Raw genomic sequence first — 17,984 nt, 5'->3', positions numbered from 1 at the left:
CCAAGTCCTGCTTTCTATCCTGTAATCTACGTAAATGATCCCGAATAAATGATGACAGGTGCCAGGCAGCCAGCCCGGAGATTAAACCATTTATAATTTCGAAAAGCGTTAAACTTATGAACATAAAACTATCTTTATATAAACTAAATATTCAGCTATGGAATCTATTGACAAAAACACTTTTGTTCAGGCAGAGAAAATTGAATGGGAGAACGCAGACAGTGGAGTTGAACGAAAAATCCTCAGTTATGATGATCAAATAATGATGGTCTGTGTTCGTTTTGAAAAAGGAGCTATAGGCAGTCTTCATAAGCATTTTCACCGCCAGGTATCCTACATACAGACAGGACGTTTTGAAATAACAATTGATGGTCATAAACAAATACTTGAGCAGGGGGACTCTTTTTTTGTAGCGCCTGATTTACTGCATGGAGTTATCGCTCTCGAGAAAGGTGTTTTGATTGATGTTTTTACCCCGGCCCGAATGGATTTTCTAAAGTAAAGAGATTTCTGTTTAACAGTTAGTCTTTTCGTTTAGAGAAAGTTATTTGCCTAAACAGAATAACTTTAAAGTGATCATTTTTTTCTGAATTACAACGTTGGCAATGAAGTTTACTTTGACTGAGCAAAAAGTCCCTTTCACTTTACTGGCATCTTCCTTGCCAACCAATATGGAATCTGTAACCGACGCTGTATTTGATGACACCTTCGGCAACCTTATTTAGATTGCACATCAATAAAGATTTACCTGAAAATATTCACCACACAAAAACAAAAGCATGAAGATCAACGAACGGATAAAAAAGATCTTCAAAGCCATAGGTCCCGGATTAATTACAGGTGCCAGTGATGATGATCCATCAGGCATTGCCACTTACTCACAGGCTGGTGCAAAGTTTGGTTCACAACTGTTATGGACAGCTATTGCTACTTATCCGCTCATGGTTGCCATACAGGAAATGTGTGCAAAGATCGGCCTGGTTACAAGGCATGGTTTAACAGGAGTTATTAAACACTATTATCCCAAATACATTTTATATTTAATTCTTCTTGTCAGTTTTCCATCAATCACGTTAAACATTGGTGCTGATATTGCAGGTATGGGGGCCGTTGGTACACTACTCTTTCCGGCAATACCCTCTTATCTGTTTTCGGTTGCTTTTACCATTCTCTTAATGGCCGCAACAATCTTCTGGAGTTACAAACGAATCGCTTTTATTTTAAAGTTTCTCTGCATTACATTATTCTGCTATTTAGTAATACCGTTTATTGCTGATACCAACTGGCGTGAAGCACTAAGAAGTACCTTCTTTGTTTCCTGCCAGGTTTCATCCGAGTATTTTATGGCACTGGTTGGTATCCTCGGTACTACTATTTCACCTTATCTTTTTTTCTGGCAGGCCTCCATGGAAGTGGAAGAAGAAAATCAAAACCACCTGGTGGTTGATAAAACTATTATCGGCAATATGAAGATTGATGTAAGGCTGGGCTTGCTGCTCACCAATCTTGTGTTTTATTTCATCATCCTTGCAACAGGTACAGTATTATTTAAAGCCGGCATTCACCAGATTGATACAGTTGAGCAGGCAGCACAGGCATTAAAACCGCTGGCAGGCGATGGGGCTTATATTCTGTTTGCAGTCGGTGTTCTTGGCACAGGTGCACTGGCCATTCCTGTACTTGGAGGCTCATTAAGTTATATGATGGCCGAAATTTTTGAATGGGAGGAAGGGCTCGATAAAAAATTCTATCAGGCAAAAGGCTTTTATATCACCCTGATCATTTCTATGCTGATTGGGTTAGTGATCAACTTCGTCGGAATCAGCCCTGTTAAAATGCTGTTCTACACTGCTGTTTTATATGGTTTGATTGCCCCGTTGTTAATTGCGCTGATTCTGCATATCAGTAACAACAAAAAAATCATGGGCGAATATACCAACAGCCGCTGGGCAAATATTCTTGGTATTGCCAGTTTTATACTGATGTCGGGAGCAAGCCTCCTGCTGATCTGGTCGATGCTGACAGGAAAATAAAAAGAGTGAACAATTATCATCTATTTCAGTAAAGATTTTATCCATCCAATTCAGTTTCTAAGTACTTTCATTCCATGAGTAAGACCATTTTTATTACCGGAGCCACTTCCGGATTTGGCAAAGCCTGTGCAGAATTATTCGCTTCCAATAATTGCAGCTTAATTCTCAATGGCAGAAGAAAAGAACGCCTGGAAGAATTAAAACATGAACTGGAAATAAGATTTAAAGTGCATGTTCATATTCTTGTCTTTGATGTACAGAATAAAAAAGAAGTATTTGATGCTATAAGTCATTTACCCGAAGAGTGGAGGAACATTGATGTATTGATTAATAATGCCGGGCTTGCTTTGGGTCGTGATTATTTTGATGAAGCAGATTTTGATGACTGGGAAACAATGATCAACACAAACCTGAAAGGCCTGCTGTATGTAAGCCGTGCTGTAATCCCTTTTATGATTCATCATAAGAAAGGACATATCATTAACCTTGGTTCAACTGCCGGCAAAGAAGCTTATGAAAAAGGCAATGTGTATTGTGCAAGTAAAGCAGCTGTTGACAGTATCAGCCGGGGAATGCGGATCGATTTGCTGCGGCATCAAATTAAAGTTACTTCAATACATCCGGGTGCAGCTGAAACAGAGTTCTCAATGATCCGTTTTAAAGGCGATGAACAAAAAGCTGCTGCTGTTTATGAAGGATACAAAGCTTTAAGTGCAAAGGACGTTGCAGAAGTCATTTATTATACAACAACTCTCCCTCCGCATGTATGTATTAACGACCTTGTACTGACCTGCACAGCCCAGGCCAATTCCTTCTATACTTATAAAGGTTAGGGCTTGCATTTGGGCATATTTATTGTTATCTTGACATGGTAAAAACCACATATTTAACCATAAGAGTTCCTACGTAGTAATAAAACATAGCCATGAAAAGCTTCCAATATCATATTAAATGCGGTATCTTGTCTTTGAAAACGTATCCAAATCCTCTGATAGACAGCAGAAAAATTAATAATCCGCCCAAAATGAAAAACTTACTTTTCATCATTGCCCTTACTCTGGGCGTCTATACTTCACAAGCACAGGATGTTATTCGTCAGCGCAGTTGCGGCAATCAATCTATTTCAGCACAGGTAGACAGTTTAAAGAAAACGTTTGAGAGCAGTGGGTTTGTTGTATTAAAGGAAGCCAGCATGAGCATGGAAAGTGAATTTGAAATGCCTGTGATTGTTCCGCTTACACAGGGTGCATGGTACCAGATTGTTTTCATCGGCGATCCCAGCAGTAAACTGCACGAAGTAAGAATGTATGACTATGATGAAAAACAGGTGTATTACAAAAAATTATACGGCTATTCAGAAGGTAATATTATTAGCTATGGCTTTATGCCCAAAGTATCAGAATGGCATATGATTAAGCCCGTTCAGGTTAACAAAGGAAAGAAAGATTGCTGCGGTTATATTATGCTGCTGAAAAAAGTAAAAGGAAATAACGAAACGATGACTTCTAAATAAGATGTTTTGGTTTTATCAGGTGATATAGATTCCCGGCGCATTTTTGGCCGGGGATTTTTTTTATAATAAGTCTGGCCGCATTGAGCGGCCTGACTTCTATTAACACTTCTCCAATGCCTGTTCAATATCTGCAATAATATCACTGATATGCTCTAAACCAACAGAAATACGTACAAGACCATCAGTAATTCCAACTGCTCTCTTTTCATCAACTGAAAGTTTTGAATGTGTTGTGGATGCAGGATGAGATGCAATGCTTCTGCTGTCGCCAAGATTATTTGTCATCGACAACATTTCCAGTGCGTTTAAAAACTTCCTTCCGCTTTCTATTCCACCTTTTAATTCAAACGTAACAATACCGCCACCATTACTCATTTGTTTTACAGCAATTGCATGCTGAGGGTGCGATGGAAGAAATGGATATTTCACCCAGTTAAGTTTTGGATTTGCTTCTAATTTCTTTGCCAGCTGTAATGCATTATCTGCATGTTTGTCCATACGGATAAACAAGGTTTCTAAACTCTTCGTTAATACCCATGCATTGAACGGGCTTAATGAAGGACCTGTATTGCGTACAAACAAATACAGATCATGAATCAAATCTTTTTTCCCAACCACTACTCCACCCAATACCCTTCCCTGTCCATCAATAAACTTGGTGGCTGAATGTAAAACCAAATCAGCACCGAATTTAATTGGCTGCTGCACAGCCGGAGTTGCAAAACAATTATCAACTACAAATAAAATATGATGCTTTTTACAAATAGCTGCAACATATTCGAGATCGATGATATCTAATCCGGGATTAGAAGGAGTTTCAACATACAGCAGTTTTGTATTTGGTTTGATAAGGGCTTCAATTGTTTCCGGCGCATTCATATCAAAGTAAGATGATTCAAATCCCCACTTCGGTAAATACTTTGTGAGAATGGTATGCGTAGAACCAAATACCGCCGAAGCAGAAATGATATGATCACCCTTGCTGAGAAAGGTCATGAAGGTAGAAAACACAGCTGCCATTCCTGTGCCGGTTGCGATACCATCTTCTGCTCCTTCTAAGGCAGCAATCTTATTTATAAACTCATCAACTGTTGGGTTAGAAAAACGGGAATAGATATTTACATCAAGACTGTCATCAGCAAAAGCAGCTGCCATCTCTTCGGCAGAATCATAGGTAAAACTGCTGGTTAAGAATAAAGGGGTGGAATGTTCTTTTTCGTTCGTCCGTTTTGTTTGTAAACGTATGGCATCTGTTTGCGGATGTCTTTTGCTCATTGCTTTCTGGTTGATCTGATTGTAAAGCTGCGAAGTTACAGGCTAAAGCCTTTTCAGGAATCAGAAAAACAGATTTTAAGTATACAGTCTATCCTTTTTCGGTAAACTAACGGTAGTGAAATAATTTTCTTTTGTACACATATGAACATCAGGACGGGACGTCTGCTTACTTTTACGATTGCTTGCCATATAAAAACTACTTGACTATTCTTTATTAAAGTGAATAACGTAACGTAATACCATAGATTCTCTGATCACCCAAAACAGCTGCATAATGTCCGGCATTACCACCTGCAGGCAAAAGTTGTTCATAATAGTTTTTATTAAACAAATTACGCCCCCAGATAAAAGCAGAAAAACCATTATTAACTGCCCGGAATCCAATTCTTCCGTTAACAAGTGTATAGCCATCAATATTCAGAAATGTTGAGGGAGACGGGCTTGAAGAGAATGATGAGCGATAGAAACTTTCTAAAGCCACAAAGAATTTACCAGGCTTATTTAAAAAAGAAGTTGCTGTTGTAACCTCTCCACCCAATGATCCCGACCACTTTGAGATACCTGGCAACTGACCCCCTGAAATATCCTTGAACGCAACCTGAACGCCATTTACTGTTGTTCCTGTTTCTTCCAATGGTAATGGAGCATTGGTAAACTTCACATATTTAGCATCTGTATAAGCACCCGCTCCAAAAAATGTAAAATGCTGGTTCAACTTAATATTTACATCAAGCTCAATTCCTTTTACATTCACCTTTTCAGCATTGGCAATATAACCACGGTTTACACCCAACTCCGGTGATTGAACATTTGTCTGGTAATCTTTAATGTCTGTATTATAAAAGGTAAGGTTTAAAATAAAATTATAGCTTGGGTTAGTTTTTATACCAACTTCAAAATGTTTTACACTTTCAGGTTTTATAACCGACAGATTAGTTGCTGCCTCATTATTAACAGTTGGCAAACCGGCAACGTTAACACCAACTGGCTTAAAGCTGGTAGAATAAGTTGCGTAAGTATTAATATGCTTATTGGGTCTGTATGCTGCTGTAAGCTGGTACGTGAGGTTATTCTCATCAGCATTTGCAACATAAGACTGGCTGGTATAAACTCCATTTTTAAAACCCTGCAAAGTAAGTTTTTGAGCAGTTGTTCCATTATATGTGGCAGTATCCAATCCACCTGCAGCTACACGATTGTAGATAACATCTTTTCTATCGTAGTTGTAACGCAATCCCGGTAATATGTGAAAACCTTTTGCAACTTCCCAATCAACGTTTGTGAATACGGCAGCGCTCTTCGATTTAATGGAAGCCTTCGTGTAGATACCGTATCCTTCAAAAAGACCCGGTGTTTTCCAAAGACTGCTTGTTGAGCTTTGTGAAAAACGCCACTGAGCTGAACCTGATTCTTCAGTGCCGTTAATTTTAACTTCCTGATCAATATAAAATACACCAACTACACCACTCAGGCGGGAAGATAACTGACCTGCATAGCGAACTTCCTGCGACAAGTTTCGGTGCTTAGCAGGGTTTTGAGATTTTGCCAAAGTCTGCAAATCGGTAAAGTCTCTGTCGTTAGAAGGATCCCAATCCCAATAGCGCCATGCAGTGGTTGAGGTAAGTGTACCGGCCCCTATTTTTTGTTCAATATTTAATGATACACCTCCGAGGTCATTACCTGAATTCCAGGGAACATCATGATCAATTTTCCTGTCAAATGCATTTCTGCTTGGCAATTGATAATTAAGCGCTGCAATGATTGAATCAAACTGACGGTAACCGGCACGTTTTGTTGTTACAACTCCTGCTACTACCTGTGCATAGCCATCAGGACGCTGTCTGGAGTTATCTGCAGACAGTATTATAGAAGTATTGACTGATGGCTTGAACAAAAGCTGACCATGAAACCCCAGGTTATTAATGTCATTTGTATATTTTCCGGTACGCACATTCTCGATCAATCCGTTACGTTGAGTACCTGAGAAAGAGATGCGTCCTGCTAATTTCTTACTTAATGCACCAGTTATTGAAGCTTTGGCCTGTACATAACCATAGTTACCATAACTCAATTCAAAATTGGCACCCGGGTTAAAACTTGCTTTGCGTGTTGTAATGTTAAATGCACCTGAAGTTGTGTTTTTCCCAAACAGTGTTCCTTGCGGGCCACGCAATACTTCAACCTGTTCGATGTCAATAAAATCAAGTGTTGCTGCTGCTGGTCTGGCAAAATAAACACCATCTACATAGAACCCTACTCCGGGATCAAGACCATCATTGGTGAGCCCGAATGGTGAGCCAAGTCCCCGAATATTGATACCTGTGTTGCGGGGGTTCGATGTATAAAGCTGCACACTTGGTACTAATTCTTTTAAGCGGTTTACATTAAATGCTCCTGCATTTTCAATCTGGGAGCTTCCTATTACAGAAATAGCAATGGGAACATTTTGTGCAGTTTCTATTCTTCGTCTTGAAGTAATGACAACTTCAGACAACTGGTTATTATCAATCAAAACAATATTCAATACAGAATCCTTAAGTGTTGAAATCTCTACTTCGCTGGCATAATAACCAACAGAAGATATAAGAAGTATAAACGGAAGTTCTTTTGGTGCAGGAATACTAAAGCGCCCCTTAGCATCTGCAATAGTTGCAATTGATGATCTTTTTACTTTTACGGATGCAGCTTCAACAGGCGCACCCTTTCCGTCTTTAATATACCCGGTTAAATTGCTTTGCCCATATGCCGCCTGAATTAGCACGGTAAGCAGAAAAAACAGTTGTAAACTCTTTCGCATTATAAAATAGTTTTTAAAGTTTTTATTTTTAAAAATACCATGCCTCTTACAAGGCAGCATGAAGAAATAAAGTATGGTCAGTTATGGCAGAGAAACGGTTAACTATAGGCAATAACAACATCGTATTCCTTTAGCTGAAACTCTGGAAATACCTGTATGACTATTCTGCCTGTTCATAGTATTATACAATGCAAACATAGAAGATAATTATAACCCTACAAAATTAGTAGACTTTTATTTTAAAAAAATTTACCAAATGGCTTTATACAGTATTCGGATGCTCCAGGCAATTACAACCAGCCCCAGAAAAATAAACGAAGCCTTTCTTGGCAATTTGCCTGCTAATCTTGCTGCAATTGGAGCAGCGAGTACGCCGCCAATCACAAGAGCCAGTACAACCTGCCAGTTCTGCACACCGATTAATGCAAAAAAGTAAAGGCACTTGCCAGCGTAACAAAGAACTCAGTGAGACTTACTGATCCCACAACGTACTTTGGAGTTCTTCCCTTCGTAATTAAAGTAGAAGTTACAATTGGGCCCCATCCTCCACCACCAAATGAATCAAGAAAACCACCTGCACCAGCCAGCCAGCCGAATCGTTTGAATTTCTTTTTTTCATTTAATGCACGGAAAGCGTTGCTGAAGATTTTTATACCGAGAATCATTGTGTAAACAGCCATAGCCGGGCGAAGGAATTTAATATGCGTATCATCAAACCAAACCAGCAGCAATGCTCCAAGTACAGCGCCGATAACACCGGGTATGAGTAAGGCTTTGAATAATTTCTTATTTACGTTTCCGAATTTATAATGACTGTACCCGGAAGCACCACTCGTAAACATTTCGGCAGTATGAATACCTGCACTGATAGCAGCAGGGCTTACCTGTGCCGTTTGTAATACAATCGAACTTGTAACACCATAACCCATACTGGTTGCACCGTCTACCATCTGTGCAAGAAAACCTGCCAGCACCATCCAGTGAAAATTCTTATCTAGTGTTTTGTACCAGGCAACAGTATCATCTGTCATTTGCTGCAACGGCAGGTATGATAAAATAAAATGCCCGATCAGCATGGAAGCAAAAATGAGTAATGAGAAAGTGGCAATCTTTCTCCAGCGTCTTGCACTGTCAGTAGTATCCTTTTCCACCAGTACTTTAGTAATGGAGTTCAGCTTCTTCACTTTCGCTTCAAAGTTTCCATTTAGCCTGTTCCTTACTTTTTGCAGGTTATCAATTACTTCATCCAGTTCACCAGGTAATGCATCATGTAACACTTCCTTAATCCGCTTGGCAGCAGTAGGTGATTTTCCATTAGTAGAAATAGCAATCTTCAGGCTTCCCTTCTGTACAATACTTCCAAGATAAAAATCACAAAGATCAGGGGTGTCAGCTACGTTCACTAAAATTTTCCGTTGAGCAGCCATCTCTTTTATCCTTATATGCAGTTCCCTGTTATCTGTGGCAAGAATGATTAATTCTTTACTATCCAAATCAGACTCTTCAAATTCTTTTTGAACAATGGTGCAGGAAGGATGCTTCCAAACCAAACGTCTTACTTCTTCTTTTACTTCAGGTGCAACAATTGTAATTTTTGCTTCCGGTGAATTAGAAAGTAATGAATGCAGTTTTTCCAGCCCTACATTTCCGGCACCAACAAGTAATGTATTCAGCTGTTCGAGTTTTAAGAAAACAGGATACAACTGATTTTTCTTTTTACTCTCAGTTTCCGCCTCCGTTAAATTCTGTTCAATTTGATTATCCATGCTTCTCTTTCTTTATATACTTACTTTTTCAATCCATTCCTTTGCATTTCTTGCTGCATAAGAAATAATAATATCTGCTCCGCTTCTTGTTAATGCGGCCCATGTTTCAATATGAGCAGCTTCACGGTTTAATAAATCCTGTGCCGCTAAACTTTCTATTGCTGCATACTCACCACTTACATGATAAGCAGCAACAGGTTTCAGTGTTTGCTGTTTCAACTTCGCAATTACATCTGTATACAATGCTGCTGGTTTCACCATCAAAATATCTGCTCCTTCTTTTTCATCACGCAATGCACTGGCAATTGCATCATTGATATTGAAAGGCGACATCTGGTAGGTTTTCCTGTTCTTTAATCCCTTGCTGTTGGGTGCTGAATGACAGGCGTCACGAAACGGACCATAAAACTGTGAGCTGAACTTTGCTGCATAGCTCATGATACTTACAGTATCATATCCAAATGCATCCAGCGATGTTCTGATTGCTTCGATCCTACCATCCATCATATCACTTGGTGCAATACAATTGGCTCCGGCATTTGATAACTGTACAGCATACTTCGCCAGCACTTCCACTGTTTTATTATTGATTAGTGCTGAATGATTTTTATTGAGAATACCACAATGTCCGTGTGTTGTATAACTGCAAAGGCAAACATCTGTACTCAGCCAAACAGCATCAGCAAAGGTTTCTTTTATTTTCTTTACAACCGATGTTGCAAAACTGAAATCAAAATCAGTCTCCGTTTTTTTGCAGGCACCGGAAATAATAAAAATTTACTGACTCCACTTTTAAGATCAGCTTCTATTGTGTGTAATACAGATTCAATTGTATCCACTTCAATGCCTGCCAAACCATTTACTTCTCTTGGGGCCGACAATGATTCATCCACAAACAATGGCTGAATGAAGGCTTTGTGAGAAAGCCTTACAGAAGCTGTCAGCTCCCTGATATGTTCATCGGCCCTCAGGCGACGCTGTGTGGCCGGATAGAAGATCTTCTCCATTCCTCAAATGATTTAATGGTTGGAAAAATAACAGGTTCAATTCCCTGCTGTTTTAATAATGCAGCAGTCTCTCCACCTGCACATGCATTCACTGCAGTTGCTTTACTGAATTGGCCATAAAACTGGTACTGTGAAAAACTGCTCCAGAAGATAAAATCTGCTGCTGCTATTTTCTCCGCAATTGAGTTATTCTCTTCGTCCAGTAATTTATAATTACTCACCGCATGATACCCTTTTTCAATCCATCGTTCAGCAGCTTCTTCATGTGTTAAAATACAAACGTCGTTTTGTTGTATTTGCAGTAACGGCATCTGCAATACGGTGAGGAAACTTTCAAAACCAAGCGCATCTGCACAACCCTCTACCCAATGACCCTGTTTTGCCAATTCATACCAGGTTCTTGTGCCGGAAGCATAAATCTTTTTTCCTGTCAACACTTCTTTTGCTGACTGATGCTGTACAGATTTATAATTGGCAACAAATACAACCGGCTGCTCAACTGCTAATTTTTCATTGCTCCATTCATAACGAAAGAAGTCTTTCATAAAATCAGTGGATGAAAAAATTGCTTCTTCTTTCACAACCATATCAGGCAATACATTCCATTTAAGGAATGTTGTCCCTTCAGCATCTTTTCCTGCTGCATACAGATAGCTGCCGTTTCTAGTATGAATGGTTGTTACACCGAATTTCTGGATACATCCTGCACCATAATTGACTGCTTCCTTTTTTTCAGCAACACAATCTGCAAATAGCTGTTCATCATTTACAGCTTTTAAAATTTCAATTGCACTTGTATTTGTATGATGTGCTTCAGCTGCAATAGCTCCCTGGCAGGGAGCAGGAACGCATTCAATTAAAGGAAGAAGCATTATTTTTTTCTCTGCCAGCAGTTGTTTTATAAGAAGGACATCTTCGTTACTTCTGAGCAAACGGTTGATTCCTGCTGTTGCAAGAATAGTAGCATCGTATTCACCGCCATTAAGTTTTCTTAACCGGGTTTCAACATTACCACGTATCGGTTTCGTTTCAATCCTAATTTTACCTTTCAACTGAGGTAAAGCTCTTTTTAAAAACCCAACAGCCATCTCTTCTCTTCTGGGTGAGCATGTACCGATTATAATTGTTTCACCCTGTTCTATCTTCTTTATTATATCGTTGTTGAAGATGGCAATATCTCTTACATCATCCCTGTCAACAATTGAAAAATAATTATTGCCAAAAAAATGTTCACTGCTCATATCTTTTAATGAATGAACAGCAATATCTGCTTCTCCTTTTTCCAGTGCATCAAAAATATCCTGCGTAAAAAAATCACTGCCGTCTACGGTATGTAAGGGAATTTCCTGCAGTGCATCACCCCTGCTGCTTCTTGCAATCACTTCCACATTCATTTTGGGAAATGCTGTGAGAATTTTCTGTTTCACAATATCAATCTGCAACAGTGATAGCCGGGAACTCCTGCCAATCAGCTTTATGGTCTCCATATAAAATTCGTTTAAGGCTGTAGGCCAGGTGATTGATATGCTTGGGCAAATGCTTTGCAGTTATGATCAACCGCAGACATTCTTCTCCAACCGGCACTGTTGGATAATTGATGGGTTGTAAATAAATACCATGCTGCTTTAATAACTTTTCAGCAACTTCTCTGCAAAGAGAAGCCCCTTCTACCGGCAGTATGGTAATATGTGATAAATTTTGTTTGTAAGCAATATGATTAGCAGACAGGGAAGCTCTGAGTTGCTTTACATTTTCAAAAAACTTTTGCCTGATCGTTTGATCCCGCTGAATAACCTGTATACTTTTAACAGCAGCAGAACAAATAGCCGGCGGTAATGAAGTAGTGAAAATAAAACCACTGCCAAAACTTCTGATGAAGTCGATCATTGTTGCAGAAGCTGCAATATAACCGCCAAAAACACCGATTGCTTTAGAAAGCGTTCCATTTACGATATCAATTTTATCCTGCAATCCTTCCTGTTCTAAAATTCCTGCTCCTGTTGATCCGTATAATCCAACGCCATGCACTTCATCAATGTAAGTAAGTGCATTGTACTTTGCTGCAAGCGCTGCTATTTCTTTTAACGGAGAAATGCTGCCGCTCATAGAGTAAACAGATTCGAAAACAATCAGCTTTGGTTTATCCTGTGGTATGGCTGCCAGTATTTCTTCCAGGTGTTCTAAATCATTATGACGGAAAACTTTCTTTTCGTTTTTGCATCCACGGATTCCCTCAATAATTGAAGCATGATTTCTTTCATCTGAAAGAAAAACAAGACCGGGAATATTTTTGCCCAGTGTTTGTAGTGTGGTAACATTTGCCTGGTAAGCGCCATTGAATAATAAAGCCGCTTCTTTTTTATGCCAGGCGGCCAATACCCTCTCAAGTTCTTTATGATGATTGGTTGTACCTGAAATATTGCGTGTACCACCGCTGCCCGTTCCGCTGCTGTGCGATGTAAAGCTGAGTTTTGAAATAACTTCTTCATTTGTACTCATACCGAGATAGTCGTTACTGCACCAGTTAACTGCTGCATGCGGCACACCCTCCTCATCAGTATAATGAAATTGCGGAAAATGACGGGCACTTTTGTTTACTTCCAAAAAATAACGGTAGGCACCGTCTGTTTTCAGCTGCTGTAATTTTTCAGACAAAAAAGAGTTGTAATCAAACATACTTTCCCAATGTAAACGAATGACAAAAATAGGAGTTTCCTACCTATTTAGTAGACTAAATTTTGCACCAAAACAAACAATAGTTATTTGTTCCCCGAAAGTTATGAGTGATCTGCTAAAAAAAGGGGAAAATCAACAGGAGATATGAGAATAACCGGGATTTTTTTTCTTCAAACTGCCAGTAAACCATTTCTTGCCGAATTCTGGTAAAACTGACTTCATCTCACAAAAAAATCAGTTAATTATGCCTCATTCCACCTGCCACCCGAAATAAATGAAGTACATAAGGGAATAATGCATCCATGGTTTCCTCTGCACCTTTGGTGGAACCGGGCAAAGTAATAACAAGGGAATTGTCAATAAAACCTGCTACCCCTCTCGACAGCATAGCATATGGTGTCCGTTGCTGGCCGTAGCTGCGGGCCGCTTCCATCATTCCGGGTATTTCTCTGTCCAGTAATGGCTGAATTGCATCGGGTGTAACATCTCTGGGCGACAAACCGGTACCACCCGTAAACAGGATGAGGTTATACCCTTCGCTGCTGTATTGTTTTGCTTTTGATTGAATCACATCAAACTCATCGGGAATGATTTCATACACCGATGCTTTGAGTTGATGCTGTTCTAACTTTTGGAGAATGGCTTTACCGCTGCTGTCTTCCTTTGTACCTGCTGCAACAGTATCGGAACAAACGATTACAGCTGTACGGATGCTTTCTTTCAACTCATCTTTGAAATCGGTTTTGCCACCTTTCTTGCTTTCGAGTTTGATAGAAGAAATCTCTACGCCTTTATCCAGGGGTTTCAGCATATCGTACATCGTTAATCCAGTGATGGCCGCACCATGCATGGCTTCAACTTCAACACCTGTTTTATAAATCGTATGTACTTCAACGGAGATACGAATATTCAATCCATTTATTTCATGCTTAATGGAAGCAAACTCAACCGGCAACGGGTGACAATCAGGAATCACATCACTTGTCTTTTTAATCGCAAGCAAACCGGCTGCTCTTGAAAATTCAAACACATCACCTTTGGGAACGGCTTTGTTTTGAATAGCATCAATCGTTTCCTGTTTTGAAACAGTAAGTATTGCTGTTGCGATTGCCTGTCGTAAAGTAGTTGACTTATGTGTGATGTTGACCATTGCTTATTGATTTACTTTCCACTGATGTGTTTCATCTTCAAATAATTCCTTTCCCCAAACAGGCAGTTCTGTTTTGATACGTTCCACCACTTCGTTGCAGGCATCAATTGCTGCACGGCGATGTGAAGACGAAGTAAAGACAAACAAACATATTTCGCCCACTGCCACTTTACCTAAACTGTGATGTACATGCATACAGGTGAGTTCATACTTTGCAAACGTTTCTTCACGGATAACATGCATTTTTTCCAAAGCCAGTTCTTCATACGTTGTGTATTCGATGGCAGCTACTTTCTTGTCATCGATCACATCAGACCTCACCTGTCCTAAGAAAATGCTGTGTGCGCCGATACCAGTTTTCGAACTGTGTTTTGCAATACTATCGGCAATAAATGAAGCTGCAATTGCACCTTGTGTAAATATACTCTTCGGTTTACGTTCCATTACACGGTTTGTTTTTGTTCCTGCATCCATTGCTGAATGCCGCCTTTTAAACTATAGATTTTTTTCGATGCACCAAATAATTCTGTCAACTGTTTTGCCGCCTGTGCACTCCGTTTTCCTGATAAACAAAATACAACAATCGTATCTTCTGTAAGCCATGCTGTATGTTGTTGCAGTTGGTTTAACGATATCTGCAAATGACTAAACTCTGTTACAACAGGTAATTCATCTTTCTCCCTTACATCCACAATCGCTGCTGTTCCCTCAGCAATGATAGCATTGAATGTATTTGCATCAATTTCATTCACTGCAGTTGCTGAACTGCACAGCCATTCATAATCTGTTTGCAGCAATTCATCTTCTGTTGCAGGTATCAGCGAACGTGTTTCAATCCTTGCTGTTAGTTCCAGATCGTAAGTTAGATTATTAAGGGTATTGTAAGTAAGCAAACGATTCACAAGCAGTTTTCCTGTTCCTGTGATAAGCTTGATGGTTTCATTCGCCATCATTGTGCCAATGATACCGGGTAAAACACCCAGCACTCCTGCTTCTGCACAATTCAACACTTCGCCTTTCTTTGGCGGATATGGAAACAGATCACGGTAATTGGCTGAACGTACATTGTTCTGTAACACATTAAACACTGCCACCTGTCCTTCGTATTGTGAAACAGCACCATAGACCAATGGCTTGTTCAATAGTACAGAAGCATCATTCACTAAATAACGGGTGGCAAAATTATCAGATCCATCAACGATCACATTATACAACGAAAGAATACCGGCGGCATTTTGATTTGTTAACCGCTCATTGTAAACAGTAAACTTCACCTGCGGATTCAATTGCTGCAATACTTCAACAGCGCAATTTGTTTTTGGCTTACCAATCATTTGCACATTATACAAAACCTGCCGGTGCAAATTCGAAAGCGACACCACATCATCATCCACAATGCCAATACTACCAACACCTGCTGCAACAAGGTATTGCAACACCGGACAACCCAAACCCCCTGCACCGATCACCAATACAGAAGCCAACAGTAATTTCTGTTGTGCTTCTGCACCAAATCCTTTGAGGATGAGTTGCCGCTGGTAACGTTCATATAGTTGGTCGTTGTTCATGTTTATCCCCCTGAGAATGGTGGCAGTAAAGCTACTGTAGAATTATCGCTGAGTGTTGTATTAGAGCTGATCATTTTCTTATTGACTGCCATCACAAACTTTTCACTTGCAAGCAAAGGATATTGTGCATGCAGTTGTGCCAGCAATTCATCTGTTGAAGATACCTTCTGCACTTCAACTGAACTTTCTGCAACCTCTGCCAGCTTACCAAAAAATAAAACAGTGATCATTGCTGCAAATTTATCGCTATACTTGGTTTACTAAGCCTGTGTGAACAATAATTTGAAAGAAGCGATACCTAAAACCGCTGCAAGCATGAAACTTAATGCTTTTTGTTTGAAACGTACGGACCCGTAGTAGGCTCCAAATAACCCACCAACAAAAGCGATTCCCACATACATGTACATATCCTGTGTAAAATGAATGCCCTTTGTTAACTGACCTGCTAATCCTGAAACTGAGTTCACAAAAATGAACAGGGCGCTGATGGCTGCTGTTTGCTTCATATCTGTCCAGCGCATCAGCAATAATATCGGTGATAAAATAATTCCGCCCCCAATACCAATCAAGCCAGATAAAAAACCAATAGCTGCACCGATCAATACTGCTATGAGGATGTTCACCTGTTTTCGTTCATCCACTTTTATATTGCTGAAGAATAAAAAACGGATCACAGGTATCAGCAACAGTACTCCCAATATTTTTTATAAATAACTGCGTCAATCGTTACCAATCCACCAACAAATGCCATTGGCACCGATGCCAGAGCAAACGGCAGAAATATTTTCCATTTGAAATAACCACCTCTGTAAAATTGTATGAATGATGTTAGCGATACAAAAAGGTTCAGCAATAACGCCGTTGGCTTCATCACATCAGGCGCAATACTGAAGATAGCCATTAATGCCAAATAACCACTTGCTCCACCATGACCAACTGATGCATATAAAAAAGCAACAAGAAATAAAAGAATATAAAAAAGATAAATAAAGTCCATTGATGTTAAACAGGTAAAAGATGAATAGTGACAGAATCATCTGCAAAATACTCTTCTTTTTCGCCATCCAGTTGCAGCAAACAGTTGGCTGTTGCAAACGAATTTAATTTGTACGATTCCTGTGCTGTTAATGACAACACCGTTTTTCCATCATAATAGGCTTTTTGAAAATGTGTAAGCCCCGGTGCTTTTTTACAGTCTTTCGCTAATACTGTTTGTACTGACTTTAATTCCAACGAACGTTTTGTCTGTATTGCCAAAGCCTCGGTTACATATTCATAAAAACAGGTAAGCACAGATGAAGGATTGCCCGGCAAACCAAACACTACTTTTTCATTCTTGGTACCAAAGAACAAAGGTTTACCCGGTCGTTGTTTTACCTTATGAAACTGTTGAGTTACGCCACATTTGTTCGCTGCCTTCAACACAAAATCATAATCACCAACACTTACACCACCTGTTAACAATACAAGATCACTTTCATTCAATGCCTGTTGCAAAATCGCCGTTAATACTTCCGGATCATCTTCTGCTTTGTAAATACGATGAACAGGAAGATGCAGCGATTCCAATGCTGCTGTTAAACCAAAAGAATTGGATTCATATACTTGTCCATACGACAAAGGTTTACCCGGCTCCTGTAATTCGTTGCCGGTAAGAATAATACTGATCGCAGGATCAGGAATTACCAACACTTCTGTAAGACCGATGCCGGCTAAAAAACCAATCGCTGCTGCAGTTAATAAACTTCCTTTCGGCAAAGCGAGTTCACCTGCTTTTATTTCTGAGCCAATCGGCCGAACATTACTGTTGCGTTGCAGCTTGTCATCTTCAATAATTAAACCACCATTTTCGATTTTCACTTTCTCTTGCATCACAACTGTATCAGCTCCTGCCGGAACAGGTGCACCTGTAAAAATGCGGATAGCTTTACCTGCTGCTACTTCAATTGCTGAAGAACTTCCTGCTGCCATTTCTCCCTCAATCACCAATTCATTTTGCAGATCATCAAATGCAAAGGCATAACCATCCATTGCTGATTGCGGAAAAGCTGGAATATCAACTGTTGCATACACATCAGCAGCCAAAACCTTTCCTCTTGACTGTAATAAAGAACCCGTAACAGGTTTTAATACTGTTACGTTATTTGAAATAATATGTTTTGCTTCTGTTACGGTGATCATTTGTTTACTGAATTTTCC

The 17,984-nt window shown here is 39.7% G+C and carries 15 protein-coding genes and 2 pseudogenes; 4 read left to right on the top strand and 13 right to left on the bottom strand.

The window, feature by feature from the left end; genetic code table 11:
* The first annotated feature begins 157 nt into the window (after window positions 1-157).
* The 4 genes from IPK31_12590 (at window position 158) to IPK31_12575 (ending at window position 3,546) form a co-directional block, all read left to right on the top strand.
* On the top strand, window positions 158-502 hold the full coding sequence (locus IPK31_12590) for a cupin domain-containing protein (GenBank protein MBK8088704.1): 345 nt from the start codon (window positions 158-160) through the stop codon (window positions 500-502).
* Between the two features lie 277 nt (window positions 503-779).
* The gene (locus IPK31_12585; protein ID MBK8088703.1) at window positions 780-2,033 is read left to right on the top strand and encodes a divalent metal cation transporter; all 1,254 of its coding nucleotides are present in this window, start codon (window positions 780-782) and stop codon (window positions 2,031-2,033) included.
* Window positions 2,034-2,107: 74 nt separating this feature from the next.
* The gene (locus IPK31_12580) at window positions 2,108-2,866 is read left to right on the top strand and encodes an SDR family NAD(P)-dependent oxidoreductase (protein ID MBK8088702.1); all 759 of its coding nucleotides are present in this window, start codon (window positions 2,108-2,110) and stop codon (window positions 2,864-2,866) included.
* 191 nt (window positions 2,867-3,057) lie between these two features.
* A complete protein-coding gene (locus IPK31_12575) occupies window positions 3,058-3,546 on the top strand; it encodes a hypothetical protein (GenBank protein ID MBK8088701.1) in 489 nt (162 codons plus the stop codon).
* 99 nt (window positions 3,547-3,645) lie between these two features.
* Here the strand turns inward: IPK31_12575 and IPK31_12570 are convergent, their stop codons facing one another.
* The 13 genes and pseudogenes from IPK31_12570 to IPK31_12510 all read right to left on the bottom strand — a co-directional run bounded on the left by IPK31_12570 (window position 3,646) and on the right by IPK31_12510 (window position 17,966).
* The gene (locus IPK31_12570) at window positions 3,646-4,821 is read right to left on the bottom strand and encodes an O-succinylhomoserine sulfhydrylase (GenBank protein ID MBK8088700.1); all 1,176 of its coding nucleotides are present in this window, start codon (window positions 4,819-4,821) and stop codon (window positions 3,646-3,648) included.
* A gap of 214 nt (window positions 4,822-5,035) precedes the next feature.
* Window positions 5,036-7,618, bottom strand: a complete 2,583-nt coding sequence (locus IPK31_12565) for a TonB-dependent receptor (protein MBK8088699.1) — start codon at window positions 7,616-7,618, stop codon at window positions 5,036-5,038.
* A gap of 249 nt (window positions 7,619-7,867) precedes the next feature.
* Window positions 7,868-9,384, bottom strand: a pseudogene (locus IPK31_12560) (TSUP family transporter).
* A 12-nt stretch (window positions 9,385-9,396) separates the two neighbouring features.
* The gene (hemB, locus tag IPK31_12555; GenBank protein ID MBK8088698.1) at window positions 9,397-10,161 is read right to left on the bottom strand and encodes a porphobilinogen synthase; all 765 of its coding nucleotides are present in this window, start codon (window positions 10,159-10,161) and stop codon (window positions 9,397-9,399) included.
* Window positions 10,089-10,391, bottom strand: coding sequence for a hypothetical protein (locus IPK31_12550; GenBank protein ID MBK8088697.1), 303 nt, complete (start codon window positions 10,389-10,391; stop codon window positions 10,089-10,091). The genes hemB and IPK31_12550 overlap by 73 nt, the downstream gene beginning before the upstream one ends.
* The gene (gene hemC, locus IPK31_12545) at window positions 10,352-11,878 is read right to left on the bottom strand and encodes a hydroxymethylbilane synthase (GenBank protein ID MBK8088696.1); all 1,527 of its coding nucleotides are present in this window, start codon (window positions 11,876-11,878) and stop codon (window positions 10,352-10,354) included. Before hemC ends, IPK31_12550 begins: the two co-directional genes overlap by 40 nt.
* Window positions 11,823-13,067 carry a 5-aminolevulinate synthase gene (gene hemA / locus IPK31_12540; protein MBK8088695.1) on the bottom strand — a complete coding sequence of 415 codons (1,245 nt, stop codon included), beginning with the start codon at window positions 13,065-13,067 and terminating at the stop codon, window positions 11,823-11,825. The genes hemC and hemA overlap by 56 nt, the downstream gene beginning before the upstream one ends.
* 238 nt (window positions 13,068-13,305) lie before the next feature.
* Window positions 13,306-14,217 carry a bifunctional molybdenum cofactor biosynthesis protein MoaC/MoaB gene (locus IPK31_12535; protein ID MBK8088694.1) on the bottom strand — a complete coding sequence of 304 codons (912 nt, stop codon included), beginning with the start codon at window positions 14,215-14,217 and terminating at the stop codon, window positions 13,306-13,308.
* A 3-nt stretch (window positions 14,218-14,220) separates the two neighbouring features.
* A complete protein-coding gene (locus tag IPK31_12530) occupies window positions 14,221-14,661 on the bottom strand; it encodes a molybdenum cofactor biosynthesis protein MoaE (GenBank protein ID MBK8088693.1) in 441 nt (146 codons plus the stop codon).
* A complete protein-coding gene (locus IPK31_12525) occupies window positions 14,661-15,785 on the bottom strand; it encodes a HesA/MoeB/ThiF family protein (GenBank protein ID MBK8088692.1) in 1,125 nt (374 codons plus the stop codon). Before IPK31_12525 ends, IPK31_12530 begins: the two co-directional genes overlap by 1 nt.
* A gap of 2 nt (window positions 15,786-15,787) precedes the next feature.
* Window positions 15,788-16,015: a MoaD/ThiS family protein gene (locus tag IPK31_12520; GenBank protein ID MBK8088691.1), complete on the bottom strand. Its 228-nt coding sequence runs from the start codon at window positions 16,013-16,015 to the stop codon at window positions 15,788-15,790.
* Window positions 16,016-16,045: 30 nt separating this feature from the next.
* Window positions 16,046-16,782, bottom strand: a pseudogene (locus tag IPK31_12515) (sulfite exporter TauE/SafE family protein).
* A gap of 5 nt (window positions 16,783-16,787) precedes the next feature.
* A complete protein-coding gene (locus tag IPK31_12510) occupies window positions 16,788-17,966 on the bottom strand; it encodes a molybdopterin molybdotransferase MoeA (protein ID MBK8088690.1) in 1,179 nt (392 codons plus the stop codon).
* Between the last annotated feature and the right edge of the window lie 18 nt (window positions 17,967-17,984).

The sequence above is a fragment of the Chitinophagaceae bacterium genome (genome assembly GCA_016713085.1).
Lineage (GTDB): Bacteria > Bacteroidota > Bacteroidia > Chitinophagales > Chitinophagaceae > Lacibacter.
The sequence above is the reverse complement of the archived record's forward strand: the minus strand, read 5'-3'. Positions and strand labels throughout refer to the sequence as shown.

What these genes read in the sequence shown, in the direction of transcription:
- IPK31_12590 (MBK8088704.1), top strand. Translation starts at nt 158, where the DNA reads ATGGAATCTATTGACAAAAACACTTTTGTTCAGGCAGAGAAAATTGAA.
- IPK31_12535 (MBK8088694.1), bottom strand. Translation starts at nt 14,217, where the DNA reads ATGGTCAACATCACACATAAGTCAACTACTTTACGACAGGCAATCGCA.
- IPK31_12585 (MBK8088703.1), top strand. Translation starts at nt 780, where the DNA reads ATGAAGATCAACGAACGGATAAAAAAGATCTTCAAAGCCATAGGTCCC.
- IPK31_12565 (MBK8088699.1), bottom strand. Translation starts at nt 7,618, where the DNA reads ATGCGAAAGAGTTTACAACTGTTTTTTCTGCTTACCGTGCTAATTCAG.
- IPK31_12550 (MBK8088697.1), bottom strand. Translation starts at nt 10,391, where the DNA reads ATGGAGAAGATCTTCTATCCGGCCACACAGCGTCGCCTGAGGGCCGAT.
- hemA (MBK8088695.1), bottom strand. Translation starts at nt 13,067, where the DNA reads ATGTTTGATTACAACTCTTTTTTGTCTGAAAAATTACAGCAGCTGAAA.
- IPK31_12580 (MBK8088702.1), top strand. Translation starts at nt 2,108, where the DNA reads ATGAGTAAGACCATTTTTATTACCGGAGCCACTTCCGGATTTGGCAAA.
- IPK31_12530 (MBK8088693.1), bottom strand. Translation starts at nt 14,661, where the DNA reads ATGGAACGTAAACCGAAGAGTATATTTACACAAGGTGCAATTGCAGCT.
- IPK31_12510 (MBK8088690.1), bottom strand. Translation starts at nt 17,966, where the DNA reads ATGATCACCGTAACAGAAGCAAAACATATTATTTCAAATAACGTAACA.
- IPK31_12525 (MBK8088692.1), bottom strand. Translation starts at nt 15,785, where the DNA reads ATGAACAACGACCAACTATATGAACGTTACCAGCGGCAACTCATCCTC.
- IPK31_12520 (MBK8088691.1), bottom strand. Translation starts at nt 16,015, where the DNA reads ATGATCACTGTTTTATTTTTTGGTAAGCTGGCAGAGGTTGCAGAAAGT.
- IPK31_12575 (MBK8088701.1), top strand. Translation starts at nt 3,058, where the DNA reads ATGAAAAACTTACTTTTCATCATTGCCCTTACTCTGGGCGTCTATACT.
- hemC (MBK8088696.1), bottom strand. Translation starts at nt 11,878, where the DNA reads ATGGAGACCATAAAGCTGATTGGCAGGAGTTCCCGGCTATCACTGTTG.
- IPK31_12570 (MBK8088700.1), bottom strand. Translation starts at nt 4,821, where the DNA reads ATGAGCAAAAGACATCCGCAAACAGATGCCATACGTTTACAAACAAAA.